This window comes from Terrirubrum flagellatum (genome assembly GCF_022059845.1).
Taxonomy (GTDB): Bacteria; Pseudomonadota; Alphaproteobacteria; order Rhizobiales; family Beijerinckiaceae; genus Terrirubrum; species Terrirubrum flagellatum.
Genome location: NZ_CP091851.1, coordinates 3,701,467 through 3,726,936, shown reverse-complemented (window position 1 = coordinate 3,726,936; position 25,470 = coordinate 3,701,467). Strand labels below are relative to the sequence as shown.

Below are 25,470 nucleotides of genomic sequence, written 5' to 3'. Positions count from 1 at the left end.
GCGTTCAGCGCGGCTCTTCGGTGTTGGCGGCGCCGACGACGAGAGCCTTTGCGGGCTTCGGCTTCGCGGGAACACTGCCCGTCGTCATCATATCGACGCCGGGCGCTTTCGTGCGTGCGACGAGCGTCGAAGCTGCAGGGTCTTTCGGCGCGCCATCGAGCTTATAGATGTCCTCGCGGAACTGCACCGCGCCATCGCCTGAACCCCAGGCTGTGAGATAAATCCATGCAACAGGCACGGAATGAGCGAGGCGGATCGTCTTCGTCTCAGCCGACTCGATGCCGGTCTCGATGGCGATGCGATCGACGCCGGTTCCTTCAAGCAGCCAGGCAGCAAGATCGCGCACGTCCTGAATGCGCGCGCATCCCGACGAGTGGAAGCGCACGTCGGAGCGGAAGAGATCCTTCTTGGGCGTGTCATGCATATAGACCGCCTGCGCGTTCGGCATGTCGATGCGCAACTGGCCCAGCGAATTCGTCGGCCCCGCATCCTGCCGGACGCTGAAAGGGACTGAGGAGGTGTTGTTCCAGTCGATTGTCTTCGGGTCGATTTCCGCGCCGCCGGCGCCGATCAGGCGCATATGGTTCTTTTCGAGATAGCCTGCGTCCTTCGCGACCTTCGGGATGATGTCGTTTTTCACGATCGTCGTTGGCGCGGTCCATGTCGGATTGAGATTGACCGCGGTGATGCGTGCTTCAAGCACTGGCGAGGCGCGATCAGGCCGGCCGACGACGGCCGTATGCGCCTGCGCCACCTGGCCGTTCTCGACGGCTTCTGCGGCAGCGCCGGGAATATTCACGACCACATAACGCGCGCCGAATGCAAAGCTGCTATTCTTCAGACGATCGAGCGAAGCAGCGAGCTGCTTCACGCGCACATCGACCGGCGTGTTGAGCGCGCGCAGCGTCAGCGTTCCGACCGAGCCGGTGAGCGACAGCCCATGCCGCGCCTGGAATTTTCTCAAGCCTTCGATCGTCGCATCGTTGAACTGGTCTGATGTCGCAAGCGTCGCGTCGATGTCGCCGGTGACTGCAAGCCGCTGATGCAGCGCCGCCACTTCGGCGCCGGTCGCGCCGGGCCTCAACTCGCGCGTCGAGGAGGGCAGCATGCTCCAGCCGCCGCGCGCCGCGATCGCCTGATATTGCGCCAGCGCCGACGCGGTGCGGTCATGGGTCTGCGGGCCATACATCGGCTCGACAGCGCGCGCTGCGCCCGTGGTCAGCGCGAGCGAAACAAGGATGGCGGCCGGCCGCCAGGCGTAGGCTGTCCGCGTCATGCGAACCTCCGCATCGAACTGCGGAAAGTTACGGCGCGTCCGTCAACAGGCCGTTAACCAATAGAGGCGGAAAAGCGGCCTTGCTGGACCGCCTCCCAATTTCCAAATGAGTTCTTACTCCGCCGCCTGGCTGATCGGCTGCGGCGCCGTCCATTTCAACACCGGCTGGCGCGCGGCGCGCGTCTCGTCGAGCCGGCGCCGCGGCGCGTGATAGGGCGCACCGGAGAAGCGATCGACATCGCCATTCTTCGCCGCCATCGCGAGATCGCGCATGGCTGCGATGAACAGATCGAGCGACGCTTTCGATTCCGACTCCGTCGGTTCGATCAGCATCGCGCCATGGACGACGAGTGGAAAATACATCGTCATGGGATGGTAGCCTTCGTCGATCATCGCCTTGGCGACATCGAGCGTGGAGACGCCGGTGTCCTTCAGCCAGCTATCGTCGAACAGCGCCTCATGCATGCAGGGCTTGTCACCGAAAGGTTGCGTCATGAGATCGGCAAGGCCGACACGCACATAATTCGCGTTCAGCACCGCATCTTCCGACGCCTGTCGGCAGCCATCCGCGCCATGACTCAGCATGTACGAAAGCGCCCGCACATACATGCCCATCTGACCATGAAACGCCGTCATGCGGCCGAAGCTCTCGCCGGCATCGTCCGTATGCTCGACAAGCGTGAGGCCCTTCTTGCCTTTCGTGACGAAAGGGACCGGCGCGTAAGGCGCAAGACGCTTCGAGAGAACGACGGGGCCGGCGCCCGGCCCGCCGCCGCCATGCGGCGTCGAGAAAGTCTTGTGCAAATTGATGTGCATGGCGTCGACGCCGAGATCGCCCGGCCGCGTCTTGCCGACGATCGCGTTGAAGTTCGCGCCGTCGCAATAGAAATAAGCGCCGGCCTTGTGCATGGCGTCGGCGATTTCCATCACCTGCGGCTCGAACAGCCCGCAGGTGTTGGGGTTGGTCAGCATGATCGCGGCGACATCGGGTCCGAGCAGCGGCTTCAGATCCTCCACATGCACCCAGCCATCGTCGCGCGCCGGAACGGGCTTCACGGTGAAGCCGATGAGAGCGGCGGTCGCGGGATTGGTGCCGTGCGCAGAATCTGGCACGAGCACGACATTGCGCGTCGCCCCTTCGCCACGCGCCGCGATCGCCGCCTTGATCGCCATCATGCCGCAGAGTTCGCCATGGGCGCCGGCCTTCGGCGACAACGCCACCGCCTCCATGTTGGTGAAGGCGAGCAGCCAGCGCGCAAGCTCTTCCATCAGTTCCAGCGCGCCCTGCACGGTCGAGACCGGCTGCAGCGGATGGATGTCGCCGATGCCCGGCAGCCGCGCCATCTTCTCGTTGAGGCGCGGATTATGCTTCATCGTGCAGGAGCCGAGCGGGAAGAGCCCGGTGTCGATGCCGTAATTCTTCTGGCTCAGGCGCACATAGTGCCGCATCGCCTCGGGCTCGGAGAGGCCGGGCAGACCGATCTCGCTCTTGCGCGCGAGTTTTCCAAGGCGCGCCTTCACCTTCTTCGGCGCTGGCGTATCAACGCCGGTCGCATCAAGGCGGCCGATTTCGAACAGCAGCGCTTCTTCCTGCATCAGCGCGCGATTATTGGTGAAGGTGGGATGATCGATATCCGCATCGTTCGCGGCGGGCTGAGTGGGGCGTCCCTGGATGTTGAGCATGGCGATCTCGTTCAGCGGAATTTGTAGGCGAAGGACAGCATTGAATTCAGCCCGTCGCGCGCTTCGTTCGCGGAAAGGCCGATGGTGGTGAAGAAATTGACGAGGCGGTTGATGCCCGCCGCGTCGTTGGGGCCGGTGGGCGGCGCCTCTCCGGCGAGCTTGGCGCAGATCACCCAGCTCATCGTGCGGCGCTCGCGCTTCTGGTTGGCGTAGAATTGCGGATTGGAGGCCGCTTTCTCGAACAGGCGTCCCCATTCCTGATTGGCGGCGGCGGGAATCGCCTCGATGCGGATGAAGGTCGAATCCTGCGGGCTGCGCGCGCGATTGAGCATGTGATCGACATCGTAGCCGGCGAGATCGGCGATGGTCGCATTCACACCATAGGCCGAGCGCGCGAAGGCGACATAGGCTGAGCGATAGCCGGAATAGCCGGCGGCGACCCACACGCTCCAGTCCGAGTCGATATTCGCTCCGCGCTGGACCATGGCGACGTTCTGCGCGTTGCGGCGGCCAAGCGCGCCGACGCTGGCGCCATCGCCGCCATCCTCGATGAAGACGAGGCCGGGCAGCGCCTGCGGCGCCTCGACCTGCACCTGGATCAGCGGATTGCGCGCCCATGCATCGATGAGCGCGCGCTGCCGGCGGAGGATGATCGGGATCAGCGACATGGAAGGGCTCCGGTTTGCCTCAGCCTTTCCAGCGCATCGCCTTGACCCGCGTGTGACCTTCGCCGGCTTTGCATCGAGCGGAGCCGAGGTCGCTCACGCGATCGCCCCCTTCAGCGCGCTGACGAACGCCGCGCGATCCTCATCCGTATTCACCTCGGTGTTGGCGACGATGATGAGATCATCAAGTCCGGCGCCCGGCAGCAAACGCGACGCAGGAACGCCAGCCAGCACGCCCTTCTTCGCCATCTTCTCCACGATCCTGGCGGCGTCGCCTTTCACGCGGATGGTGAATTCGTTAAAGAAGCTTTCGGTCAGCAGCTTCACGCCTTTCACGCCTTCGATCATCTCCGCCAGCGCTGCGGCGTTGGCATGATTGATCTCCGCCACGCGCCTGAGGCCGGTCTGGCCGAGCAGCGACATATGGATCGTGAAGGCGAGCACGCACAGGCCCGAATTGGTGCAGATGTTCGAGGTCGCCTTGTCACGGCGGATATGCTGCTCGCGCGTCGAGAGCGTGAGCACATAGCCGCGCTTGCCTTCGGCGTCGACGGTTTCGCCGCAGAGGCGGCCCGGCATCTGCCTGAGATATTTCTGGTTGGCGGCGAAGAGGCCGACATAGGGGCCGCCGAAATTGAGCCCATTGCCGATCGACTGCCCCTCGCCGACGACAATGTCGGCGCCCATGGCGCCTGGCGGCGTCACGAGGCCAAGAGACATCACTTCGGTGAACACCGCGATCAGCAGCGCGCCATGCTTGTGCGCCTTCTCCGCGATGGCGGTGAGATCGCGGAGATTGCCGAAGAAATCGGGCGTCTGCACGACGACGCAGGAGACGCTGTCATCGATCAGCGCAAGCATCGCTTCGTTTGCGGTGACGTCGGGCGACAGCGCCACGACCTCGTCGCCGGCCATGTGCGACAGCGTCTTCACCACGTCGACATAGTGCGGATGCAGCCCGCCCGACAGGATCGCTTTTTTACGTTTGGTGATGCGATGCGCCATCAGCACCGCTTCGCCGGTTCCGGTCGAACCGTCATACATCGACGCGTTGGCGACATCCATCGCCGTCAGCGCCGCGACCTGCGTCTGGAACTCGAAGAGATATTGCAGCGTGCCCTGCGCGATCTCGGGCTGATAGGGCGTGTAGCTCGTGAGGAACTCCGAGCGCTGGATCAGGTGATCAACGGTCGAAGGCACATGGTGTTTGTAGGCGCCTGCGCCGACGAAGAAGGGAACGGAGGAAGCGGGAATATTCTTCGCCGCCATCGCGCCGAGAATGCGCTCGACCTCAAGCTCGCTCTTGGTGAAGGGGAGATCGACAGGCTTCTTCAGCAGCTTCTTCGCCGGCACGTCGGCGAACAGCGCGTTGATATTGTCGACGCCGATGCGCGTCAGCATAGCGCTGCGGTCGGCCTCGGAGAGGGGATGATAGCGCATGGAGTTTCCGTCTTGAAACGCGTTGCTCAGCCGAGCGTCTTGAGGAAGTCGGCGTAGTCGGCCTCGCTCATCAGCTTGTCGATCTCGGCCTTGTCCTTGATCTTCAATTTCAGGAACCAGCCCTTGCCGGCCGGATCTTCGTTCACGGTTCCCGGCGCGGATTCGAGCGCGCTGTTCACCTCGACGACTTCACCCGAGATCGGCGCATAGACTTCGCTCGCCGCCTTCACGCTTTCCACGACCGCGGCTTCGGCGCCGGCCGCGACCTGCTTGCCCACTGCTGGAAGCTCGACGAACACCACGTCGCCGAGCTGCTGCTGCGCATAATCGGTGATGCCGACGACGGCGACGTCGCCCTCGACGCGGACATATTCATGATCCTTGGTGAATTTCGTGGTCATGGCTCTCTCCGGAATTCAGCGTTTGTAGCGATGGGGCGCGAACGGCATGGCGGCGATTTTCGCGGCGAGCGGCCTGTCGCGCACGATGATCTCGACAGCGGCGCCAGGCGTCGCGAAGGCGGTTTCGACATAGCCCATGGCGACAGGCGCATTCACCGTAGGGCCAAAGCCGCCTGAGGTGACAACGCCCACCGCGCGACCGTTGACGCGCACTTCCGCGCCTTCCCGCGCCGGCGCGCGGCCCTCGAACGAAAATCCGACGCGGGTGCGCTTCGGCTTGTCGCGCAATTCGCGCTGGATGCGATCCGCGCCGGGAAATCCGCCGCCTTCGCGCCGCCTCTTCTGCATCGACCAGACGAGCGCGCCTTCGACGGGCGAGGTCGTCACATCGATGTCATGGCCATAGAGGCAGAGGCCCGCTTCGAGTCTCAGCGAATCGCGCGCGCCGAGCCCGATCGGCTTCACGCGCGCGTCCTTCAGCAGCAGATCCCAGAGATCGCCGACCTTGTCGACGCGCACGGAGATTTCGAAACCATCCTCGCCGGTGTAGCCGGAGCGGGAGATGTGAACCGCCACGCCACCGATGGTCACGATCCGATAGGTCATGAAGGCGAGCGAATCGATGTCGGGAACGTGCGCCGCGATGACCGCATTTGCTTCCGGCCCCTGCAGCGCGACGAGCGCATAGTGGTCGGCGCGTTCAAGCTTCACGTTTGACGGAAGCTTCGCTTGGAGATGCGCGTAATCCGCTTCCTTGCAGCCGGCGTTGACGACGACATAGAGCGAACCTGTTCGATCGCTCCCTGCGCGCGTCGCCATGAAATCGTCGAGGATGCCGCCTTCGTCGTTCAGCAACTGCGAATAGCGCTGCTGATAGGGTTTCAGATTGAGAATGTCGGCGGGGCAGAGCGCTTCGAGCGCGGCGGCGGCGGTCTCGTGCTTTCCGTCCGCGGGAACAAGGAACGCCTGGCCCATATGCGACACGTCGAACAGGCCGGCATGGGCGCGCGTCCAGTTGTGCTCGGTCATGATCCCCGTGGGATATTGCACCGGCATGTCGTAGCCGGCGAAGGGCACCATGCGCGCGCCAAGCGCGCGATGCCGGTTTGCGAGAGGCGTTGAAAGAAGCGGCGCGTCAGTGGCCTCAGCCATATCCCAGTCTCCGGACGACAGACCGCGCACAGGCTTCCGCCTGTTGCGCGCCCCCTCTGTCCTTGACCTGAGAGATTTCCCTTCAGCCGAAGCTGGAGGTTACGCCCGTCGGTGGACGAGCGCCGAGAGGGCGCCGTCGCTTTCCAGAGTGCCAGCTCCCGCGCGGTCCTTTGGCCTGAGCGTTTCCGGGGCGGTTGCGCCTTCGGCGCCGGGCTTTCGCCCGGTCTCTTCCGCGGGGATCAGAAGCAGCCTCCCGTCTCATGCAGGCCCGCAGCCTGTCAATGGCGCGCCGCTGGCATGCCAGTTGAAAAGATTGGCGTTAAGCCAATAGCTGCGGCAGGAAGGCCGTGGATTTGCGGACGCGCCAGGAGAGATTGTGAGCCGCTACGATTTCAATGCGCAGCGATTGTTCGTCGAGGAGGAGCTGTCGCCGGCTGCGCGAATCACGCCCGATCGCGATCGCGCGCATTATCTTCTCAATGTGCTGCGGCTGCGCGAGGGCGCATCGATTCTTCTCTTCAATGGGCGCGACGGCGAATGGCGCGCCGAGATCGCGGAGGCGGGAAGGAAGAATCTCGCGCTTGAAGTGATCGAGAATGTGCGCGCGCAAACAACGGCGCCCGATATTCTCTACGCCTTCGCGCCGCTCAAGCATGCACGGCTCGACTATATGATTCAGAAGGCGGTCGAGATGGGCGCTGCGCGGCTTGCGCCTGTCGTCACGCAACATACGCAGGCGCAGCGCGTCAATCTCGAACGCATGCGCGCGAACGCGATCGAAGCCGCCGAGCAATGCGGCGTGCTGCATGTCCCCGTTATCGATCCCGAAACGAAGCTCACGCGCTTTCTTGAATCGCTCGATGAAGACAGGCTGCTCGTCTTCTGTGACGAGGATGCAGATGTGAACGATCCTGTCGCGGCGTTGCGCGCGATTTCTCCAGCGCCCGATCGCCTTGCGGTTTTGATCGGACCGGAAGGCGGATTTTCTGAGGATGAGCGCGCGTTGATTCTTCACCGGAAAAATATCGCGCGCCTCAGCCTCGGCCCGCGCATTTTGCGCGCCGATACGGCGGCGGTCGCGGCCTTGACGGCGGCGCAGATCGCGCTTGGCGATTGGAGATCAGGTTGAAAATCGCTTTCGCGCGGCCTTGATTTTTGAATCGATCAAGAGCGCATTTGCATATGCGAAGCAGCGACGATTTTCGACGGCGCTTAATCCGCCGAAAGTGAGGCGCAGCCCGACTCAATTTCGCCCGCCTTTGCCTCAATCTGCCGCCTGCCCGTGGAACAAATCACGCGGGAGGGGCGTTTCGGGGCGTTACGTCATCTGAACAAGGTGGGGACATGACGAAAACGGGCGTGAATTTCGGAATCGAGGAGGAGTTCTTTGTCGCGGACAAGACCACCTATTCGACGCCCCGGGGTTCTCTCAAACAATTCCATAACGCCGCGCGGCTGGCGTTCCCGAAGGATGTGCAGCGCGAAATGCTGCAATCCCAGCTTGAGATCGCGACGCCGCCGCTGACCGATCCGGAAGAGGCGCGCCGTTTGCTGGGCGATCTCAGGCGCGGCTTGAGCAACGTCGCGTCCGAGCATCATCTCGCCTTGTTTGCTTCGGGCACGCATCCGACAGCGCACTGGGCGCGCGAGCGCGCGACGCCAGCCGCACGTTATGACAAGTTGATGCGCGATCTGCGGATGCTGGGCGAACGCAATCTCGTTTGCGGCATGCATGTGCATGTCGATGTCGAAGATCCCACAGATCGCGTCGATCTGATGAATCGCGTGCTGCCGTTTTTGCCGCTGCTGCTTGCTCTCTCGACCTCGTCGCCTTTCTGGCAGGGCCGATGGACGGGTCTGCTCGGCTATCGTCTGGCCGCCTATCGCGAATTGCCGCGCACCGGCATGCCTGACGTGTTCGACGACGCCGTGGACTACGAAAATTATCTCCGGGCGATGACGGCGGCTGGCGCCATTCCGGACGCCAGCTTCGTCTGGTGGGCGGTGCGTCCGTCGTTGAAGAATCCAACGCTGGAGCTGCGCATCGCCGACAGTTGCACTCATGTCGATGACGCCGTCGCCATCGCGACGCTCTATCGCTGCCTCGTGCGCATGCTCGACCGTCGTCGCGACATCAATGCGCCGGTGAGCGGCGCGATGCGCGCGATCGCGGCCGAGAATATCTGGCGCGCGCAGCGCTATGGCGCGCATGGCTCGTTCGTCGATCTGAAGCGCGGTTCGGCTGTTACGGCGGCGGAGTGGCTGGGCGATACTCTCGATCTCGTGGCCGAAGACGCGGATGCGCTCGGCTGCTCCAGCGAGTTCGATCATGTCCGCGCCATCTTCACGCGCGGCACCAGCGCCGATCGCCAACTCGCGGTGTTCAACGAGGCGCGCGGCCGCGGATTGCCGGTGCATGAGGCGCTGCGCGAGGTGGTCGCCTGGCTGGCGCGCGCGACGGCGGGCGAGGCGACAGCCTGGGGGCCGATCGAGGTCGAGCCGATCCTGCGCAACCGCGCCGCGTGATCGGCACTCCGGCGCCCGAAAGTCGGCGGCGCCGGGTCGCATTTTGTCACATGAGGGCTTATGTGCGTCCGGGTCATCCCGCGCCCGGGCGCGGTCCCGTTCGCGAACCGCTGAGCCCTCATGGCCGACCCAATTCACGCCAGTTTTCTGCCTCCGATCGTGACCTTCTGCGCCGCGGCGCTGGTTGCGGTTCCGATTGCGCGCCGGCTCGGCGTCGGCGGCGTGCTCGGCTATCTCGCCGCGGGCGTCATCATGGGTCCGTCGGCGCTCGGACTGGTCGCCGATCCCGCGAGTCTGAGACAGGTGGCCGAGCTCGGCGTCGTGCTGCTGCTCTTCATCATCGGACTCGAATTGAAGCCGTCGCGGCTCATCACCATGCGTCGCGACATCTTCGGGTTGGGTCTGGCGCAGATGGTGGTGTCAGGCGTCGTGATCGGGCTTGCCGCATGGCGGCTTGGCCTGCCGCCGGTCGGCGCTGCGGTCGTGGGAATCGCGCTCGCCTTGTCCGCCACTGCGGTCGCACTGCAGATTCTCGATGAGCGCGGCGATCTGCAGGCGCCTTACGGCCAGCGCGCCTTCGCCGTGCTGCTGTTCCAGGATCTTTCGATCGTGCCAATTCTCGCCGTCGTGCCTTTGCTTGCTGGCGCCGGCGCGGATTCGACGACGATGCAGACGGGTCTTGCAGTGCTCAAGGGCGTTGTCGCGCTTGGCGCTCTGATCGGCGCGGGCCTCTATCTTCTTAATCCGCTGTTCCGGTTGATCGCGCCGTTCGGCGCGCGCGAACTGATGACGGCGGCCGCGCTGCTGGTCGTGCTTGGCAGCGCCATGCTGATGGAGGAGGTGGGGCTTTCCATGGCGCTCGGCGCATTCCTTGCGGGACTGCTGCTGGCTGAATCGAATTTCAAGCATCAGCTCGAAGCCGATATCGAACCATTCCGCGGCCTGCTGCTCGGCCTGTTCTTCATGAGCGTCGGCATGGGGCTCGATCTCAAGGTGCTGATCGCCAACGCGCTGCCGCTGATCCTGATCACGCTGCTGCTTGTGCTCGGCAAGATCGTGATTGCGGAAATCCTGCTGCGCGCCAGCTGCTCATCGCGAACCGATTCCTGGCGCGCCGGCGCATTGCTGTCGCCGGCGGGCGAATTTTCGTTCGTGCTCGCGCCGATGGCCGCGGGGCTTGGCCTCATGAGCCAGGATCATGCGACGATGGTGACTGCTGCGGCGGCGCTGACCATGTTCTTCGGGCCCGTGACGGCGAAGCTGATCGAGATCGTCATCGCCCGGCGCGAGGCGAAGCGCGCGCAGCTCATGTCCGATCTGCCGGTTGAGAATTTCGACGGCGCGCAGGGCTCGGTGCTGGTGATCGGCTTTGGCCGCTTCGCGCAGGTGGTTAATCAGGTGATGGTGGCGGAGGGCGTCGACGTCACCGTCATCGACACCGATGTCGAGACCATCCAGGCGGCGGCGCGCTTCGGCTTCAAGGTCTATTTCGGCGATGGTTCGCGGCTCGACGTGCTCCATGCCGCGGGCGCGGAGAGGGCGCGCGTCGTCGCCGTCTGCGTCGATGATCAGAAGAAAGCGATCGAGATCGTCGAGCTGCTGCACGCGCATTTCCCGCTCGCGAAAATCTACGCTCGCGCCTACGACCGGCGTCATGCAATCGAGCTCATGAATCGCGGCGTCGATTTCCTCATGCGCGAGACGTTTCTTTCGGCGATCGGCTTTGGCGCGGCTTTGCTGCGCGAACTCGGCGTCAGTCCCGAGCGCGCCCGCGAAGTGGTCGAGGATGTGCGCGAGCGCGACGAGAAGCGGCTGCAAATCCAGCAAGCGGAAGGCATCATGGGCGGCGCCCATCTGGTGCGGCCGCAGCCGCTGTCCGAGCCCAAGGCCAAGACCCGCGCTCTCACCGACGAGACCCGCGCGCTGATCGAGGAGAAAAGCGCGTGAACGATTCTGCGCGCGCGGCGGGCGCTCCGCCGCCGAAATTCGTCGTCGGCTCGACCATGCGCCATGTGGTCGAGATGACCGCGACCGCTTCGGTTGGTCTGCTCGCGATCTTCCTCGTCGATTTCCTGTCGTTGCTTTACGTCTCATGGCTGGGCGACAAGGCCTCGACCGCCGGCGTCGGCTTCGCCTCGGTCGTGTTCTTCTTCGCGATGTCGGTGAATATCGGCCTGATGATCGCGGTCTCCGCGCTGATGTCGAAAGCGCTTGGCGCCGGCGATCGTCCCCGGGCGCGCGAACTTGGCGGCGCGGCGCTCGCGCTCATGGTCGTCCTGTCGACGGCGATGGCGCTTGCGATCATGCTTCTGCTGCCTGTGCTTCTGCCGCTGCTCGGCGCGCAGGGCCGCGTCTATGATGTGGCGCACCGTTTTCTCATGATCGCGCTGCCGTCGACGCCGCTGATGGCGCTTGGCATGGGCTGGAGTTCCGCCCTGCGCGCGATCGGCGACGCCAAGCGCGCCATGAATGTGACGCTGAGCGGCGGCATCGCGACCGCGATCTTCGATCCGCTGCTGATCTTCGGCTTCCATCTCGGCGTCGACGGCGCCGCGATCGCGACGATCATCTCGCGCATCATCTTCGCCTATGTCGGCTATCTCGGCGCCGTGAAATTGCACGATCTCATCGCGCAGCCGACGCTCGACATGGTCAAACGCAATGCGCGCGCGGTGATGAAGGTCGCCGGCCCCGCGATCCTCACCAACCTTGCGGCGCCGGTCGCGATCTCCTTCGTCACCCGCGTCACGGCGCAGTTCGGCGAGTCCGCCATCGCGGCGAGCGCCATCATAGACCGCGTCGTGCCGCTTGCGTTCGGCGGCGTGTTCGCGCTGACCGGCGCGATCGGGCCCATCCTCGGTCAGAACTGGGGCGCGAAGCGGTTCGATCGCATGCGCCGCGCCTTTCTCGACGCGCTGATCTTTGTAGCCGTCTATGTGATCGGCGTGTGGATTATCCTCGTCGCGCTGCGCGAAGGTCTCGTGCATGTGTTCGGCGTCGCCGATCTCACAGCCGATCTCGTGCGCTTCTTCGCGTTGGCGAGCGGGCCGATCTGGCTATTCATGGGATTTCTCTTCACCGCGAATTCAGCCTTCAACAATCTCGGCTTCCCGCTTTACGCCACCGGCTTCAACTGGGGCCGCGCCACGCTTGGCACCATGCCGTTTGCGTTGCTCGGCGCATCGCTCGGCGGCGCGCAAGGCGTGATGGTCGGCTTCGGCTGCGGCGCGGCCCTGTTCGCGATCGGCTCGGTGTGGGTCGCGTGGCGATGTATCGGGCGGCTTGAACAACAGGCGCCGGCTGTTGAAGCGTCGCGTCTGGCCGCATAAGCTCCTTCCCTTGGAGCATGGCGCGAAAAAGCAGGAACCGGTTTTTCCGGGACGAACGCTAGCGTTCGCCCTGCGAAAGCCATGCTCTGAACTTTTGGAATCGATCACGTTCCTGCGCTTTGATTGTTTCGATCAAAGTGCGGCGTGATCTGGAGGCGAGAGGGCTGCGTCATGATGAATTTGATGGAGATCGTTCAGAGCGCGCAGGGCGGCGCGGCGATGGAGAATCTCGCTCGCCAGTTCGGCATTTCTCAACAGCAGGCGCAGGCGGCCGTGGCTGCGGTTCTACCCGCAATGTCCATGGGATTGCGGCGGCAGGCCGAAAGCGTCGATCAGATGCACCAGTTCCTGGGAACCCTGGCGCAGGGCCAGCATGGCCAGGCGTTCGACGAGCAGGACAAGGACGGCGACGGCGTGCCGGATCATCTGCAGCAGCAGGGCAACGACGTGCTCGCCATGATGTTCGGATCGAAGGACACAAGCCGCGCCGTGGCAGGGCAAGCGGCGCAATTCGCGGGCCTTCCCGATTCCATGATCAAGGCGATGCTGCCGATGATCGCATCCATGGTCATGGGCGGCCTGATGAAGAGCATGAACAATCAGGGCTTCGGCGGATTGCTCGGGCAGATCGCGAACAGTTTCGGCGGCGCGATGGGCGGAGCCATGGGAGGCGCGATGGGCGGCGCTCAGGCAGGACAACCCGGCGGCTTCGGACAGGGCGGGCTCGCCGACATCCTCGGCAAGATGATGACGGGGGGCATGCTCGGCGGCGGCGCCATGGGCGGCAATGTCGCCCCGCCCAATCCTCAGGCGGCGAACAATCCGCTCGGCGGCCTCATCGGCGGCATGCTGAATTCGATGCTGGGCGGCGCGCAGGCCCCGTCAGCGCCGTCGCCCACGCCCGGAAATGCGGCCGCGCCTGGCGCGGATGCGATGACGAAATCATTGCAGGCGGGGCTCGACGCGCTGCAGGGCATGTTCAACGCCGGCGCGCAGACGCAGCAGGCCCATATGGACGGGCTCAATCAGATTTTCGGGCAGATGTTCGGAGCCGGCCGGAAATAGCCGGCGGCGTCAGGCCTTGATGTCGAGATTGCCGCCGACCCCGGCCGGGTTGGCGGCGTCAGCGAGCGCCTGAAGATTGTTCGACGCCGATTCCAGGAGGTCGGCGATCGACTTGTTGGCGTCGACATTCATTTTCATGAGCTTCGCCGCGACGGCGTTCTGCGTCTTGGCGACGTTGGCGGCGACAACGCCCTGTGCGAGCGACACGCTGTCCATGTGAACTCCTGAAACGCGACAGGCGAGTGATCGCCGACGGAGCCTAACAATCCGTCAAGACGATCGCCGAGATGCGAGCGAACGGCGTCCGGTCGACTACTTAGCTGACTGCGAGCGCCGGCGCTTTCGGCGCGTCGAGTTCGTCATGCGAACTGATCAGGCGGACAGCGATCGGCTCGCCGTCGCGGCCTCTGATGCTCACCTCCGCAGCGCGCCAGTCCGGCCGCGCGAGCGCGGCTGCTTCAAGCGCCGCCTCGGAAATGATCATGGTGCAATCCATCTCCTTCGTCAGCGCTTCGAGGCGGGCCGCGACATTTCCCGTGTCGCCGAGGAATTGCAGCGTCGCCTGTCCGGGCAATCCGATCAGCCCCACCACCGACAGTCCGGAATGCACGCCGATTCCGAAGCGCAGCGCCGGCCCTGAATCGCCGCCCGCGCTGGCGTTCATCGTCTCGATGGCGCGCCACAGCGCAGCCGCCGCGGCGAGCGCGCTGCGCGCCCCGACGCGCGCGTCGCCGTCGACGCCGAACACCGCCATGACGCCGTCGCCAGCGACGCTGGTGATATGGCCGCCATGGGCCTGGATCGCGCCCGTCGTCGCCTGGATGTAGCGATCGACGATGAACAGCGCGTCGTAGGGGAGGCGCCCTGCGGCCAATCGCGTCGAATCCCTGAGATCCACATGCAGCGCGGTGACGAGCAATTCGCGCCCCTCGCGCAGATCGAAGCCAAGCGCCAGGCGCTGGCGCGATCCCGGCGCGAGCAGCGGCGCCACGGCGACGTCATGCATGGGCCGCACCTGGCAGGCGAGCCGCACGCGCTCCGGCGCGCCGATGCGTTGGAGCGCTGAAGCTTCGGCGGGGCCCGGCGCGCCGAGTTGCTCGAAGCCCTCCAGCACGCGCACGCGGCATGTGGTGCAGCGCGCGCGTCCGCCGCAGACCGAAGCGTGCGCGCGCCGGCCCCAGCGGCTGACTTCGAGAATGGAGAATCCGCGCGGCGCGGTGATCGATTGTCCGTCGCTGTAGCGCACGCGGATGCTGTTCGCACGTCGTTCGCGGAGGTCGCGGATGAAGCGGAGCAGAAACACGATGGCGACGATCGCGATCCAGCCAAGCTGCAGGCGCGGCGTCAGCCATGCGACGCCGGCGACGCCTGTCGCCGCGGATGTTCCCGGCGCCGGCGGACCATAGACGCCGGCGAAAGCTGGATCGGTCGTGGCGCGAAGGATCACGCTCCAGCCGGCGTTGTTGAGACCGAAGATGGCGAGCGCCGGGATCGCGATTGCGACTGCAAGAAGCGCTTTCGCCCAGCGCGGATGCCAGCGCCGATAGCGCAGCAGCATGTGCAGGCCGAGACAGCCATGCGTCCACACTGCAAGAAGAAGCAGGAACTGTCGGACGAGCCCGTAGGCCGGGTCGGTGATCCAGTAGAGATAGAGGATGCGGAAATAGCTGTCGTTCAAGCCCCAGATCGCTTCGCCGAGCCGCACATTGGTGGCGTGCGGGATCAGAAGCAGCGGAATGACGAGGCCAAGCCCGAGCTGGATGGCTTCGATCGCAGGCATCTGGAAATGACGTCGCCGATAGAGCGCGCGCAGTCCAAGCGCCGCATGAACGATGAAGCTGACGAGCAGAAGCGACAGGCCGATCTTCGAGCGCCATGGCGCCAGCAGGATGTCATGGCCGATCGCCTGGATTCCGGCGGCGAAAAACAGTCCCGTCGCATGGCTGATGAAATGCGTGATCGCATAGGCGAAAAGGAGAAGACCGGTCGAGAGCCTGAGCGTCCGCTCGACCGCGATGTTGACGCCCAAGGTCGGCATCGATCATCCTCATGCGACACCGGGCGGGTTGGCGTCGATTGATCCATGATACGTCATTTGGAGACGCTGGCGAGGATTCCGCTTTTCCGTTCGCTGGATTCGAAAGCGATCCGCGCGCTTGACGGCCAGTGCGGCTGGAAGCGCTACAGGGCCGGCGAATGGATCATCGACTGCGGTGATAAGAGCGTCGATCTCTTCGTCGTGTCGCAGGGCCATGTGCGCGTTCAGATCAGGATGATCTCCGGCAAGGAAGCGCTGCTGCGCGACATTCATGACGGCGAGTATTTCGGCGAGCTGGCTGCTCTCGACGGGCAGCCGCGCTCGGCGGGAATCGTCGCGGTCACCGACACGGTGATCGCGCGCATGTCGCCTTCCGTCTTTCGCGCGGCGGTGCATGCGCATCCCGACGTCTGTGATCAGTTGCTGGCGCTGCTGGCGTCGCAGGTCAGGATGCTGGCGAATCGGGTCAACGAGTTCACCTCGCTTGATGTCAGGCATCGGCTCTATGCCGAGCTGCTGCGCATTGCGCGGCCGGCGAGAGATTCGGGCGGAGAGATGGTCATTTCGCCGCCGCCGACCCATGCGGAGCTGGCGGCGCGCGTCAGCACCCATCGCGAGGCCGTCACGCGTGAGCTCGGCAAGCTCGCGAAGGCTGGCCTGCTGATGAAGCGGCGCGGCGCGCTGGCGCTGTCCGATCCCGGCAAGCTCAGGGCGATGATCGAGGAGGCGATGAGCTGACGCCCGCATCGCCCGGCGCAAAGAAAAGCCGGGCCGCGAAGGGGAGGACGGCCCGGCTTCAGAACGACGGAGGGGGCTGCTTGGCGGACGCCCCTTCGCCGCGACTCGTGATGAGAGCTGCTGATCAGGCGATGCCCTGCGCGTATCCCTGAACAACAGGGATCACGGAAGGGCGCAGCGTCTGCCGCGAGCGGACCTCGTTGCGCTCGAAAGCGCCGATGCCCGATTCCCGGCGCAGGATCGCCGAAGGGTCCTCGCTGAACCCGACTTCGAGGGCGCCCTCGACCTCGGCCCGGGTCAGGCCGATATCCTTGAGCATCCGGTCGTCGCAGTCGGCGAGATTGATCACGGCGCGCCGATTGCGTCGGGCGGCGAAGAAAACGTCGGATTTGCGCATTCCCGTAAGGGCCGCCTCGCGCAGGGCGTGCGCGAGGGAGCCAAACGAGCGCATCGTGGTGAGCGTCAGCGTCATGGCAGCCTCCTCGGCTGATATGGGCGCAGCTGATCGTTCGGGCCGAACCGCAGGTCCGGCCCGCCGCCAGCTTTGCCCGGGGCGGGGTCGACGGCGGGGATTTCCCCGTCGTGTGGAGGTCTTATAGACGACCTGCAAAAATCATTGAAACGAATGTTTGTGCGATGTAGCATCAGGGTTGATGATGTATGGGGTTGACCGATGACCCACCTTCTCGACGTTGATCAGCTGCGCACCTTCGTCGCCATCGCCGACGCCGGCTCCTTCACCCGAGCCGCGGAACTCGTTCACAAGACCCAGTCCGCCGTCTCCATGCAGATGAAGCGGCTGGAGGAGCGGCTCGGCAAGGAGCTGTTCGCCCGGGACGGTCGCCAGTCCCGCCTCACCGAGGAAGGCGAGCGCCTGCTCGACTATGCCCGCCGCATCGTCAGGCTGAATCTCGAAGCCATCGCTTCCTTCAATGAGGCGGAGCTCGCCGGCCGCGTCCGCCTCGGCGTGCCCGACGATTACGCCGACCGCTATCTCCCCGAGGTGCTGGCGCGCTTCTCGCGCTCCAATCCGCGCGTCGAGGTGACGGTGCTGTGCGAACCGACCCATTTGCTCGTCGAGGCGATTGCGGAATCGCAGCTCGATCTCGCCATCGTCACGCAATGCGAGACGACGGTTCCGGCCGAAATCTTCCGCGAGGAGCGGCTGCTCTGGGTCTCGTCCGCGCGCCATTCCGTGCATGAGGAAGAGGTGGTGCCGCTGGCGCTCGGGCGCGCGACCTGCTCATGGCGTCGTTCTGCGACCGGAACGCTTGATACGACCGGCCGCCGTTATCGCGTGCTTTATTCCAGCTGGAATTCGAACGCGGTCGGCGCCGCCGTGATGGCTGGCCTCGCGGTTTCGGTCCTGCCGGAAAGCGCGATCCGCACCGGCATGCGCATTCTCTCGCCGGCCGACGGTTTTCCGTCGCTGCCCTCATGCAAGGTCGGGCTGATGCGTTCGAACGCCCATGGCGATGCGCTCGTCGCCGCGCTCGCCGGACATATCGTGCAGAGCCTCGACAACTTGCCGTCGCGGACGGATACGCCAGTCCGCGAAGCGGCGGAGTAGAATTCCGCCGCGCTCTGCGGCGAACGGAATCATGAGCGACAGCTCCACTTCCAAGCACCGACCGAAAGTCGTCATCGTCGGCGCGGGCTTCGGCGGCATCGAGGCGGCGAGGGCGCTGGCGCGCTCAGCCGTCGATGTCACGCTGATCGACCGCAACAATTATCATTGCTTTCAGCCGCTGCTTTACCAGGTCGCGACCGCTGCGCTCTCTCCGGCGGAAATAGCATGGCCGATCCGCGCGGTCCTTCGCAGGCAGAGCAATCTCACCATCCTCATGCTCGAAGCGACCGGCGTCGATGTCGCTGCGCGCCGCGTGCGCGCCGGCGACGTCTCTTTGCCTTATGATTATCTCGTGCTCGCCTGCGGCGCGACGCATTCCTATTTCGGCCATGACGAGTGGGCGCCCTTCGCGCCTGGACTGAAGCGCATCGAGGACGCGACCCATATCAGGCGTCGTCTGCTCCTCGCATTCGAGCGCGCGGAACTCATTGACGATCCGGTCGAGCGCCAGCGTCTGCTGACGTTCGTCATCGTTGGCGCGGGTCCCACGGGCGTCGAGCTTGCAGGCGCCGTCGCCGAGGTCGCGCGCCAATCGCTGCCGCCGGATTTCCGTCGCATCGATCCGCGCATGGCGCGCATCGTTCTCATCGAAGCAGGTCCGCGCATCCTGCCGACGCTGCCTGAAGATCTCTCCGCCTATGCGCAGCGCAGTCTTGAAAGCATGGGCGTCGAGGTGATGCTGGGAACGCGCGTGACCGCGTGCGATGCAGCCGGCGTCGCGACCGAGCAGGCGGGACGCATCGATGCGGGAACCGTGATCTGGGGCGCGGGCGTCGTCGCATCGCCTGCGGCGCAATGGATCGGCGCCGAAAAAGACCGCGCCGGACGCGTGAAAGTAGATGCGAATTTGTCTGTTCCTGGTCATCCCGAGATTTTCGTCGTCGGCGACACCGCTACGGCCGCTGATAAGGAAGGAAAACCCGTTCCCGGCATCGCGCCCGCTGCGAAGCAGATGGGCCGCTATGTCGGGCGCGTTATCGCCGCGCGGGTCGCAGGCGAGCGCAACTCAAAGCCGTTCAGCTATTGGCACGCCGGCGATCTCGCCACGATCGGCAGAAAGGCCGCCGTGGTGAAGCTCGGCGCTATTCACTTGAGAGGATTGATCGGCTGGCTCTTCTGGGGCTTGGCGCACGTCTATTTCCTGATCGGCGTCAGGAACCGCTTCGTCGTCGCCTTCAGCTGGTTCTGGAGCTATCTCACTTATCAGCGCGCGGCGCGGCTGATCACCAGCGAGGGAGCGCCGGCGCGAGAGGCGCCGGAATAGCTTCGCCTGGAGCATGGCGCGAAAAAGTGGGAACCGGTTTTTCCGCGACGAACGCTAGCGTTCGCGCTGCAAAAGCCATGCTGTAAACTTTTGGAATCGATCACGTTCCCGCATTTTGATTGATCCAATCAAAATGCGGCGTGATCTAGTACGCCATCGCATCGAACACACGCGCGACGTCGCCTTTCCATTCGCTGTTGAACAGCTTGATCAGGCGCTCAGCCTGCGTCTCGTTGGCGGTGATGATATTGTCGAGCGGCGACAGAAAGCGCGTTTCGTTGCGACCAAGTGAGTCGAGTTTCGCCCGGCGCTTCAACCCGTCGCGGGAGAGCTGCAGCACGTCGCGTGCGATGTCGCGCACGCTGCGCCCCTGGATCGTCGCCTGCAGCGCGAGCTTCGGCACATCGTCGCGCAATTTCTGGCGCTCGTCCGCGGTCCAGTCCTTCGCGATCTGCCAGGCCTGGTCGAGCGCGACTGAATCGTAGAACAGCCCCATCCAGAACGCCGCCAGCGCCGGGATCATCGGCGCCGGACCAACATCGGAGCCGCGCATTTCGAGATAGCGCTTCAGGCGCACCTCGGGGAAAATCGTCGAGAGATGATTGGCCCAATCGGAGATCGTCGCGGCCTCGCCGGGCAGTTGCCTCAGTTTTCCGTGAAGCAGATCGCGGAAGGAAGCGCCTGTGACGTCGTGATATTCATCGCCGCGCTTGACGAAATACATGGGCACGTCGAGCGCGTAATCGACATAGCGCTCGAAGCCCATGCCGTCCTCGAAGGCGAAAGGCAGCATGCCGGAGCGATCATTGTCGGTGTCGCGCCAGATCTCCGAACGCTTCGTCTTGAAGCCGTTGAGCGTTCCCTCCGTGAAAGGCGAATTCGCGAAGAGCGCCGTCGCGATCGGCTGCAAGGCCAGCGACACGCGCAGCTTCCGCACCATGTCCGCTTCCGAGGTGAAATCGAGATTCACCTGCACCGTCGATGTGCGGAACATCATGTCGAGGCCAAGCGAACCGACCTTCGGCATGTAGTTGCGCATGATCTCGTAACGCCGCTTCGGCATCACGGGCGTTTCGGCGCGCGTCCAGATCGGGCTCATGCCGAGCGCCAGGAATCCAATGCCGAGCGGGCCGGCCACCGCCTTCACATCGGCGAGATGCTTCTGCGTTTCCTGATCGATCGCATGCGCTGTGGGGAGAGGCGCACCCGACAATTCAAATTGCCCGCCGGGTTCGAGCGAGATCGCGCCGCCGCCCTTGGAATCAAAGAGACCGATCGGATGATCGTCCTCCATGATCGGCGTCCAGCCGGTGCGCTCGGCGAGGCCATCGAGGATCGCGTGAATGCCGTGCGGTTCATATGGAACCGGCGACCGATTGACGACATAGAAGGGAAATTTTTCGTGCTCGGCGCCGGCGAGCAGTTCGCCGTCGGTCTTACACCCCTTCTCGAACCAGGCGACGAGTTCGTCGCGCGCGCGGATCGGCGTCGTATCGGATTGATCGCGGGCCATTCAATCATCCCTGAGCACGGTGCTCCGGTTGCGGCCCTGCCCCATCCGTCGCCGTCGTGACATAGGCGGTCCTTTGCGGACCGGCAATGCGGTCCGGGCCGTGAGCCATGCGCGGCCCGCGCGCCTCGGAGAAGCCCTGCGCGGCGCGCTTGACACTCCGGCGCGCGGACGCCCACAAGGCGCATCCATGGCCGGAACCAAGCCAAAACTCGAAATCCTGCTGTGCGCGCCGCGCGGATTCTGCGCCGGCGTCGTGCGCGCCATTGATGCGGTCGAGCAGGCCCTGAAAATCTATGGGCCGCCGGTCTATGTTCGTCACGAAATCGTGCACAATCGCTATGTCGTCGAAAGTCTGAAGCGCAAGGGCGCGGTGTTCGTCGATGAGCTGTCCGAAGTTCCCGTGACGACCGCGCCTGTGATCTTCTCCGCCCATGGCGTGCCGAAGGCGGTGCCCGCGGATGCGGCCGAACGACGTCTCTTCGCCATCGACGCGACCTGCCCGTTGGTCACCAAGGTCCATCGCGAGGCCGAGTTGCACGCGAAGCGCGACCGGCATGTCGTCCTCATCGGCCATCAGGGCCATCCCGAAGTGATCGGCACGATCGGCCAGCTTCCGCCGGGCGCGATCACGCTGGTCGAGACCGCGGCTGATGTCGCGAAACTCGACTTTACTCAGGATCGCCCGCTCGCTTATGCGACGCAGACCACCCTGTCGGTCGACGACACGGCCGAGGTTGTCGCGGCGCTGAAGGCGCGCTTCCCCGACATTGTCGGGCCGCACAAGGAAGATATCTGCTACGCCACCACCAATCGCCAGGAGGCGGTGAAGCGCATCGCGCCTCAAGTTGATGCGATGATTGTGGTGGGATCGCCGAATTCGTCGAACTCGCAGCGCCTGCGCGAAGTGGCGGAGCGTGCGGGATGCCCGACCGCCCGGCTTGTCCTGCGCGGCGCCGACATCGACTGGAATCTCTTCGGAAATATCCGCACGCTCGGCGTCACCGCCGGCGCCTCGGCGCCGGAGATTCTGGTCGAGGAAATCATCGACGCCTTCGCCGAGCGCTATGACGTCGTCGTCGAGACGGTTTCGACTGCGGATGAAAGTGTGTTCTTTCCGCTGCCGCGCGCGCTGCGCCCTGAAATGGCGTCGAACTGATGGCGGTTTACACGGAGGTGGGCGACGACGAACTCGCGCGCTTCGTCGCCGGCTACGACATCGGCGCGTTGCTCTCGGCCAAGGGTATCGCCGAAGGCGTCGAGAACTCGAATTATCTCCTGCATACGGAGAAGGCGTTCTTCATCCTCACGCTCTACGAGAAGCGCGTGAAGCAGGAGGAGCTGCCCTTCTTCATCGGCCTCATGGAGCATTTGAACAGGCGCGGTCTCAACTGCCCGCTGCCGGTCGCCAATCGCGCGGGCAAGGCGCTCGGCGAATTGGCGCAGCGACCCGCCGCGATCGTGACTTTTCTCGACGGCATGGGCGTGAAGCGGCCGAAGGCGGCCCATTGCGGCGCGGTTGGCGAAGCGCTGGCGCGGCTGCACGAGGCCGGTCGCGATTTTGCGATGGAGCGCAGGAACGCGCTCACCGTCGACGGTTGGCGGCCGCTGTTCGATCGCGCGCAAGACCGCGCCGATACGGTGTCGCCCGGTCTCGTGGCGCGTGCGGAGCACGCCTTGTCTTCGCTTGAAAGAGAATGGCCGAAGGATTTGCCGCGCGGCGTCATCCATGCCGATCTCTTTCCCGACAACGTCTTCTTCATCGGTCAGGAGCTGTCGGGTCTGATCGACTTCTATTTCGCCTGCACTGATTTCCTTAGCTATGATCTCGCGGTCTGCCTGAACGCCTGGTGCTTCGAGCCGGACGCGTCATTCAATCTGACCAAGGGCCAGGCGATGATCGCGGGCTACGAGCGCGTGCGGAAACTCGAAGATGCGGAGATCGCGGCGCTGCCGCTTCTGTGCCGCGGCGCCGCGCTGCGCTTCATGCTGACGCGGCTCGTCGACTGGCTCAACGTGCCGCCCGGCGCGCTGGTCAGGCCGAAAGACCCGCTCGAATATGATCGCAAACTGTCCGTTCATTCGCGCGTCACGAGCGCGCGCGAATACGGGCTGATGCGTTGAATATTGATGAGCTGTGGCTTCCTGCCGTTTGCGCGAATTATCGGAAATTGAAATAACGTCTGCGCCGCAATGACTTCTCGCGTCGATATCTATACCGATGGCGCCTGCTCGGGAAATCCGGGGCCGGGCGGCTGGGGCGCGATCCTGCGCTATGGCGAGGTCGAGAAGGAAATGAGCGGCGGCGAGAAGCTCACCACCAACAATCGCATGGAATTGATGGCGGCGATATCCGCGCTCGAAAGTTTGAAGCGCGCCATTCCCGTCGTCATCCATACCGACAGCCAGTATGTGAAGAACGGCATCACGCAATGGATTCACGGCTGGAAGAAAAACGGCTGGCGCACCGCCGACAAGAAACCGGTGAAGAACGAGGAACTATGGAAGCGTCTCGACGCTGCGGTCGCGCAGCATCAGGTGACGTGGAAATGGATCAAGGGCCACGCCGGCCATGAATTCAACGAGCGCGCGGACGAATTGGCGCGCCTGGCGATCAAAGCGCTGGCGGGGTCCGACGCGGCGCGCGCCGCGTCGGACTAACATTCATTTTCCGTCGTTCGCGATCACGATCTTGCCGAACGCGCCGCGCGCGAGATGTTCGAACGCCTTCCGCGCATCGGCGAAAGGATAAATCGTATCGATCACAGGCTTGATCTTGAGCTTTTCGATAGCGGCGTTCATGCGCTCGAACGCGCGGCGATGGCCAACCGAAATGCCCTGCACCACAAGCCGGTTGCGCATGAAGGGAATGATCGGCAGCGTGAATTCCACGTCGCCCAGCAAACCGATCAGCGACAGGCGTCCGTCGGGACCAAGCGCGTCGATCGAGCGGCGGACATTTTCGCCGCCGACCATTTCGAGCACATGATCGACGCCGCGGCCATCCGTGAGGCGGCGCGCTTCGCTGTTCCAGTCGGGCTGCTTGCGATAGTTGATCGTGCGCCAGGCGCCGAGTTCGCTTGCGCGTGCAAGCTTTTCATCGCTGCTCGATGTGACGATGGCGCGCAATCCTGTCGCCGCAGCGAACTGCAAGGCGAAAATCGAGACGCCGCCGGTGCCCTGAATCAGTATGGTTTCTGCAGGCCGGGGGCGCGTTGCTTCAAAGAGAGCGAACCAGGCGGTGAGGGCGGCGATCGGCAAGGTCGCGGCTTCAACGGCGTTGAGATTCGCGGGAGCGGCGACACTCGCGTCCTCGCGCAGCAGGACATAGTCCGAGAGCACGCCGCGCAGCGACATGCCGATTGTTTGCGTGTGCAGCACCGCCGGCGCATCGCCGTCGATCCAGTCGGTGATCATATGGCCGATGACGCGATCGCCGATTTTGAAGCGCGTGACCGCGTCGCCGACCGCGACCACGTCGCCAGCCGCGTCCGAAGCGGGCGTATAGGGAAAGCTGAGGCCGGGAACCAGAGTCCCCTCGATGATCAGCCTGTCCTTGTAGTTGAGCGCTGTCGCGCGCACCCGGACGAGCAGTTCGCGCGGCCCGGGAGAAGGGGCGGCTTCATCGACAAGCTTGAGATGTTCGAGACCGAAAGCGGAAAGGCGCCAGGCGCGATTGACAGTCATGAGGAGCTCCTGCGGCTGCGAGGGCCGGTTCAGAGCAGTTACGTATTATCGAATTTGATGGACAGTTAGCGATTTGAAATCGCAAGATAGGCGAGAAAATCTCTACAATCGCTCGCGATGATCCATACCGGCAGTCTCAACGGCCTTCACGCCTTCGTTCAGGTGGTCGAAGCGGGCAGCTTCACCGAGGCGGCCGCCCGTCTGCGCCTGACCAAATCTGCGGTCGGCAAGTCGGTCAGCGAGATGGAGCGTCGCCTTGGCGTCAGACTGCTCAATCGTTCGACGCGAAGTCTCAGCCTCACCAGCGAGGGCCGCGCCTATTATGAGGCTTGCTCACGCGCGCTCGCGGAGATCGACGCGGCCCAGGCCCTGCTCGCCTCGCGCCGCCTGGCGCCGTCCGGACGCTTGCGGGTCGATCTTCCCCTCAGCTTCGGCCGGCGTTGCGTCGCGCCGGTCCTGTTCGAGATCGCGGAGCGATATCCCGAATTGTTCCTTGAGATTTCGTTCAATGATCGCCGCGTCGATCTGATCGAGGAAGGGATCGATCTCGCGGTCCGCATGGGCGATCTCGAAGACAGTTCGGCGCTTGTCGCGCGCAAGCTTTATGTCCAGAGCTCCATCGTCGTCGCATCGCCCGATTATCTCAAGCGGCAGGGCCGGCCGCGCGATGTCGACGATCTCGCAAACCATGCGCTCATCGCCTACGGGCGCGACGGCTTCACGCGACCGTGGCTGCTCGTCAACGCCGAGGGAAAGCAGCGCTCAATCGTTCCGCGCGCGCAGCTTGTGCTTGGTCACGGCGAACCGATGCTCGACGCTGCGCTCGCCCATCGCGGGCTCGCCTATCTCCCGACTTGGCTCGCCATCGATCACTTGAGAAGCGGCGCGCTGGAGATCGCCTTGTCGACGCCGCCGGTGGAAAGCGCCGCCGTTCATGCGCTATGGCCGGCGACGCGCGCGCTCACGCCGAAAGTGCGCGTCGTCGTCGATGCGCTGGTTGCGCGCTTCGCGAGCGGCGGGTGGGACACAATATAGATGCGGCCCGCAATGGCGGGCCGCGAGAGTT

General features: G+C 64.4%; 23 protein-coding genes and 1 riboswitch. Of the genes, 12 read left to right on the top strand and 11 right to left on the bottom strand.

Translation table 11 applies throughout. The features are described 5' to 3' along the window. Positions 1-4: 4 nt before the first annotated feature. From L8F45_RS17915 to gcvT, 6 genes are all read right to left on the bottom strand, one after another. Complete coding sequence (locus L8F45_RS17915; RefSeq protein WP_342359231.1) at positions 5-1,276, bottom strand: L,D-transpeptidase family protein; 1,272 nt, start codon at positions 1,274-1,276, stop codon at positions 5-7. 114 nt (positions 1,277-1,390) lie between these two features. After that, on the bottom strand, positions 1,391-2,959 hold the full coding sequence (gene gcvPB, locus L8F45_RS17910; protein ID WP_342359230.1) for an aminomethyl-transferring glycine dehydrogenase subunit GcvPB: 1,569 nt from the start codon (positions 2,957-2,959) through the stop codon (positions 1,391-1,393). An 11-nt stretch (positions 2,960-2,970) separates the two neighbouring features. Beyond that, complete coding sequence (locus L8F45_RS17905; RefSeq protein WP_342359229.1) at positions 2,971-3,627, bottom strand: hypothetical protein; 657 nt, start codon at positions 3,625-3,627, stop codon at positions 2,971-2,973. 93 nt (positions 3,628-3,720) lie between these two features. Next, entirely contained in the window at positions 3,721-5,064 is a 1,344-nt protein-coding gene (gene gcvPA, locus L8F45_RS17900) for an aminomethyl-transferring glycine dehydrogenase subunit GcvPA (protein WP_342359228.1), read from the bottom strand. A 26-nt stretch (positions 5,065-5,090) separates the two neighbouring features. After that, a complete protein-coding gene (gene gcvH, locus L8F45_RS17895; RefSeq protein WP_342359227.1) occupies positions 5,091-5,465 on the bottom strand; it encodes a glycine cleavage system protein GcvH in 375 nt (124 codons plus the stop codon). A gap of 15 nt (positions 5,466-5,480) precedes the next feature. Then, positions 5,481-6,617 (bottom strand): glycine cleavage system aminomethyltransferase GcvT, encoded by a 1,137-nt coding sequence (gene gcvT, locus L8F45_RS17890; RefSeq protein WP_342359226.1) that lies wholly within the window; start codon positions 6,615-6,617, stop codon positions 5,481-5,483. A gap of 153 nt (positions 6,618-6,770) precedes the next feature. Further along, positions 6,771-6,860, bottom strand: a riboswitch (glycine riboswitch). 133 nt (positions 6,861-6,993) lie between these two features. On the opposite strand from gcvT, the gene L8F45_RS17885 reads away from it, so the two are divergent. The 5 genes from L8F45_RS17885 (at position 6,994) to L8F45_RS17865 (ending at position 13,537) form a co-directional block, all read left to right on the top strand. After that, positions 6,994-7,746 carry a 16S rRNA (uracil(1498)-N(3))-methyltransferase gene (locus tag L8F45_RS17885; RefSeq protein WP_342359225.1) on the top strand — a complete coding sequence of 251 codons (753 nt, stop codon included), beginning with the start codon at positions 6,994-6,996 and terminating at the stop codon, positions 7,744-7,746. A 215-nt stretch (positions 7,747-7,961) separates the two neighbouring features. Beyond that, positions 7,962-9,143 carry a carboxylate-amine ligase gene (locus tag L8F45_RS17880; protein WP_342359224.1) on the top strand — a complete coding sequence of 394 codons (1,182 nt, stop codon included), beginning with the start codon at positions 7,962-7,964 and terminating at the stop codon, positions 9,141-9,143. 120 nt (positions 9,144-9,263) lie between these two features. Then, the gene (locus L8F45_RS17875; RefSeq protein ID WP_342359223.1) at positions 9,264-11,090 is read left to right on the top strand and encodes a monovalent cation:proton antiporter-2 (CPA2) family protein; all 1,827 of its coding nucleotides are present in this window, start codon (positions 9,264-9,266) and stop codon (positions 11,088-11,090) included. Then, a complete protein-coding gene (locus tag L8F45_RS17870; protein WP_342359222.1) occupies positions 11,087-12,472 on the top strand; it encodes an MATE family efflux transporter in 1,386 nt (461 codons plus the stop codon). The genes L8F45_RS17875 and L8F45_RS17870 overlap by 4 nt, the downstream gene beginning before the upstream one ends. A gap of 171 nt (positions 12,473-12,643) precedes the next feature. Beyond that, a complete protein-coding gene (locus L8F45_RS17865; RefSeq protein ID WP_342359221.1) occupies positions 12,644-13,537 on the top strand; it encodes a DUF937 domain-containing protein in 894 nt (297 codons plus the stop codon). 9 nt (positions 13,538-13,546) lie between these two features. Here the strand turns inward: L8F45_RS17865 and L8F45_RS17860 are convergent, their stop codons facing one another. Continuing rightward, positions 13,547-13,753, bottom strand: a complete 207-nt coding sequence (locus tag L8F45_RS17860; protein WP_342359220.1) for a putative motility protein — start codon at positions 13,751-13,753, stop codon at positions 13,547-13,549. A gap of 100 nt (positions 13,754-13,853) precedes the next feature. Then, complete coding sequence (locus L8F45_RS17855) at positions 13,854-15,575, bottom strand: adenylate/guanylate cyclase domain-containing protein (RefSeq protein WP_342359219.1); 1,722 nt, start codon at positions 15,573-15,575, stop codon at positions 13,854-13,856. A gap of 45 nt (positions 15,576-15,620) precedes the next feature. On the opposite strand from L8F45_RS17855, the gene L8F45_RS17850 reads away from it, so the two are divergent. Next, a complete protein-coding gene (locus L8F45_RS17850; protein ID WP_342359218.1) occupies positions 15,621-16,313 on the top strand; it encodes a Crp/Fnr family transcriptional regulator in 693 nt (230 codons plus the stop codon). Between the two features lie 124 nt (positions 16,314-16,437). Here the strand turns inward: L8F45_RS17850 and L8F45_RS17845 are convergent, their stop codons facing one another. Further along, positions 16,438-16,785 (bottom strand): DUF1127 domain-containing protein, encoded by a 348-nt coding sequence (locus tag L8F45_RS17845; protein WP_342359217.1) that lies wholly within the window; start codon positions 16,783-16,785, stop codon positions 16,438-16,440. A 201-nt stretch (positions 16,786-16,986) separates the two neighbouring features. Between L8F45_RS17845 and L8F45_RS17840 the strand changes: the two genes are divergently transcribed. Then, the gene (locus L8F45_RS17840) at positions 16,987-17,883 is read left to right on the top strand and encodes a LysR substrate-binding domain-containing protein (protein WP_342359216.1); all 897 of its coding nucleotides are present in this window, start codon (positions 16,987-16,989) and stop codon (positions 17,881-17,883) included. A gap of 31 nt (positions 17,884-17,914) precedes the next feature. After that, positions 17,915-19,207 carry an NAD(P)/FAD-dependent oxidoreductase gene (locus L8F45_RS17835; protein WP_342359215.1) on the top strand — a complete coding sequence of 431 codons (1,293 nt, stop codon included), beginning with the start codon at positions 17,915-17,917 and terminating at the stop codon, positions 19,205-19,207. A 145-nt stretch (positions 19,208-19,352) separates the two neighbouring features. Here L8F45_RS17835 and L8F45_RS17830 read toward each other — a convergent pair whose 3' ends face one another. After that, positions 19,353-20,720 carry a glutamate--cysteine ligase gene (locus tag L8F45_RS17830; protein ID WP_342359214.1) on the bottom strand — a complete coding sequence of 456 codons (1,368 nt, stop codon included), beginning with the start codon at positions 20,718-20,720 and terminating at the stop codon, positions 19,353-19,355. Between the two features lie 187 nt (positions 20,721-20,907). Between L8F45_RS17830 and ispH the strand changes: the two genes are divergently transcribed. From ispH to rnhA, 3 genes are all read left to right on the top strand, one after another. Next, positions 20,908-21,876: a 4-hydroxy-3-methylbut-2-enyl diphosphate reductase gene (gene ispH, locus L8F45_RS17825; RefSeq protein WP_342359213.1), complete on the top strand. Its 969-nt coding sequence runs from the start codon at positions 20,908-20,910 to the stop codon at positions 21,874-21,876. Then, positions 21,876-22,841: a homoserine kinase gene (locus L8F45_RS17820; RefSeq protein WP_342359212.1), complete on the top strand. Its 966-nt coding sequence runs from the start codon at positions 21,876-21,878 to the stop codon at positions 22,839-22,841. The genes ispH and L8F45_RS17820 overlap by 1 nt, the downstream gene beginning before the upstream one ends. Positions 22,842-22,910: 69 nt before the next feature. Then, positions 22,911-23,378 (top strand): ribonuclease HI, encoded by a 468-nt coding sequence (rnhA, locus tag L8F45_RS17815; protein WP_342359211.1) that lies wholly within the window; start codon positions 22,911-22,913, stop codon positions 23,376-23,378. Between the two features lie 3 nt (positions 23,379-23,381). On the opposite strand, the gene L8F45_RS17810 is transcribed toward rnhA, so the two are convergent. Then, positions 23,382-24,404 carry a zinc-dependent alcohol dehydrogenase family protein gene (locus tag L8F45_RS17810; RefSeq protein WP_342359210.1) on the bottom strand — a complete coding sequence of 341 codons (1,023 nt, stop codon included), beginning with the start codon at positions 24,402-24,404 and terminating at the stop codon, positions 23,382-23,384. Between the two features lie 117 nt (positions 24,405-24,521). Here L8F45_RS17810 and L8F45_RS17805 point away from each other — a divergent pair, with 117 nt between their 5' ends. After that, complete coding sequence (locus L8F45_RS17805; protein ID WP_342359209.1) at positions 24,522-25,439, top strand: LysR family transcriptional regulator; 918 nt, start codon at positions 24,522-24,524, stop codon at positions 25,437-25,439. Positions 25,440-25,470 lie beyond the last annotated feature (31 nt).

Excerpts from the sequence above, each read along its gene's own strand:
- L8F45_RS17860 (WP_342359220.1), bottom strand. The coding sequence starts at position 13,753 with ATGGACAGCGTGTCGCTCGCACAGGGCGTTGTCGCCGCCAACGTCGCC.
- L8F45_RS17855 (WP_342359219.1), bottom strand. The coding sequence starts at position 15,575 with ATGCCGACCTTGGGCGTCAACATCGCGGTCGAGCGGACGCTCAGGCTC.
- L8F45_RS17865 (WP_342359221.1), top strand. The coding sequence starts at position 12,644 with ATGATGAATTTGATGGAGATCGTTCAGAGCGCGCAGGGCGGCGCGGCG.
- gcvT (WP_342359226.1), bottom strand. The coding sequence starts at position 6,617 with ATGGCTGAGGCCACTGACGCGCCGCTTCTTTCAACGCCTCTCGCAAAC.
- L8F45_RS17845 (WP_342359217.1), bottom strand. The coding sequence starts at position 16,785 with ATGACGCTGACGCTCACCACGATGCGCTCGTTTGGCTCCCTCGCGCAC.
- L8F45_RS17850 (WP_342359218.1), top strand. The coding sequence starts at position 15,621 with ATGATACGTCATTTGGAGACGCTGGCGAGGATTCCGCTTTTCCGTTCG.
- L8F45_RS17835 (WP_342359215.1), top strand. The coding sequence starts at position 17,915 with ATGAGCGACAGCTCCACTTCCAAGCACCGACCGAAAGTCGTCATCGTC.
- ispH (WP_342359213.1), top strand. The coding sequence starts at position 20,908 with ATGGCCGGAACCAAGCCAAAACTCGAAATCCTGCTGTGCGCGCCGCGC.
- L8F45_RS17880 (WP_342359224.1), top strand. The coding sequence starts at position 7,962 with ATGACGAAAACGGGCGTGAATTTCGGAATCGAGGAGGAGTTCTTTGTC.
- L8F45_RS17810 (WP_342359210.1), bottom strand. The coding sequence starts at position 24,404 with ATGACTGTCAATCGCGCCTGGCGCCTTTCCGCTTTCGGTCTCGAACAT.
- L8F45_RS17905 (WP_342359229.1), bottom strand. The coding sequence starts at position 3,627 with ATGTCGCTGATCCCGATCATCCTCCGCCGGCAGCGCGCGCTCATCGAT.
- L8F45_RS17805 (WP_342359209.1), top strand. The coding sequence starts at position 24,522 with ATGATCCATACCGGCAGTCTCAACGGCCTTCACGCCTTCGTTCAGGTG.
- gcvPA (WP_342359228.1), bottom strand. The coding sequence starts at position 5,064 with ATGCGCTATCATCCCCTCTCCGAGGCCGACCGCAGCGCTATGCTGACG.
- L8F45_RS17830 (WP_342359214.1), bottom strand. The coding sequence starts at position 20,720 with ATGGCCCGCGATCAATCCGATACGACGCCGATCCGCGCGCGCGACGAA.
- L8F45_RS17875 (WP_342359223.1), top strand. The coding sequence starts at position 9,264 with ATGGCCGACCCAATTCACGCCAGTTTTCTGCCTCCGATCGTGACCTTC.
- L8F45_RS17915 (WP_342359231.1), bottom strand. The coding sequence starts at position 1,276 with ATGACGCGGACAGCCTACGCCTGGCGGCCGGCCGCCATCCTTGTTTCG.
- gcvPB (WP_342359230.1), bottom strand. The coding sequence starts at position 2,959 with ATGCTCAACATCCAGGGACGCCCCACTCAGCCCGCCGCGAACGATGCG.
- L8F45_RS17820 (WP_342359212.1), top strand. The coding sequence starts at position 21,876 with ATGGCGGTTTACACGGAGGTGGGCGACGACGAACTCGCGCGCTTCGTC.
- rnhA (WP_342359211.1), top strand. The coding sequence starts at position 22,911 with ATGACTTCTCGCGTCGATATCTATACCGATGGCGCCTGCTCGGGAAAT.
- gcvH (WP_342359227.1), bottom strand. The coding sequence starts at position 5,465 with ATGACCACGAAATTCACCAAGGATCATGAATATGTCCGCGTCGAGGGC.
- L8F45_RS17840 (WP_342359216.1), top strand. The coding sequence starts at position 16,987 with ATGACCCACCTTCTCGACGTTGATCAGCTGCGCACCTTCGTCGCCATC.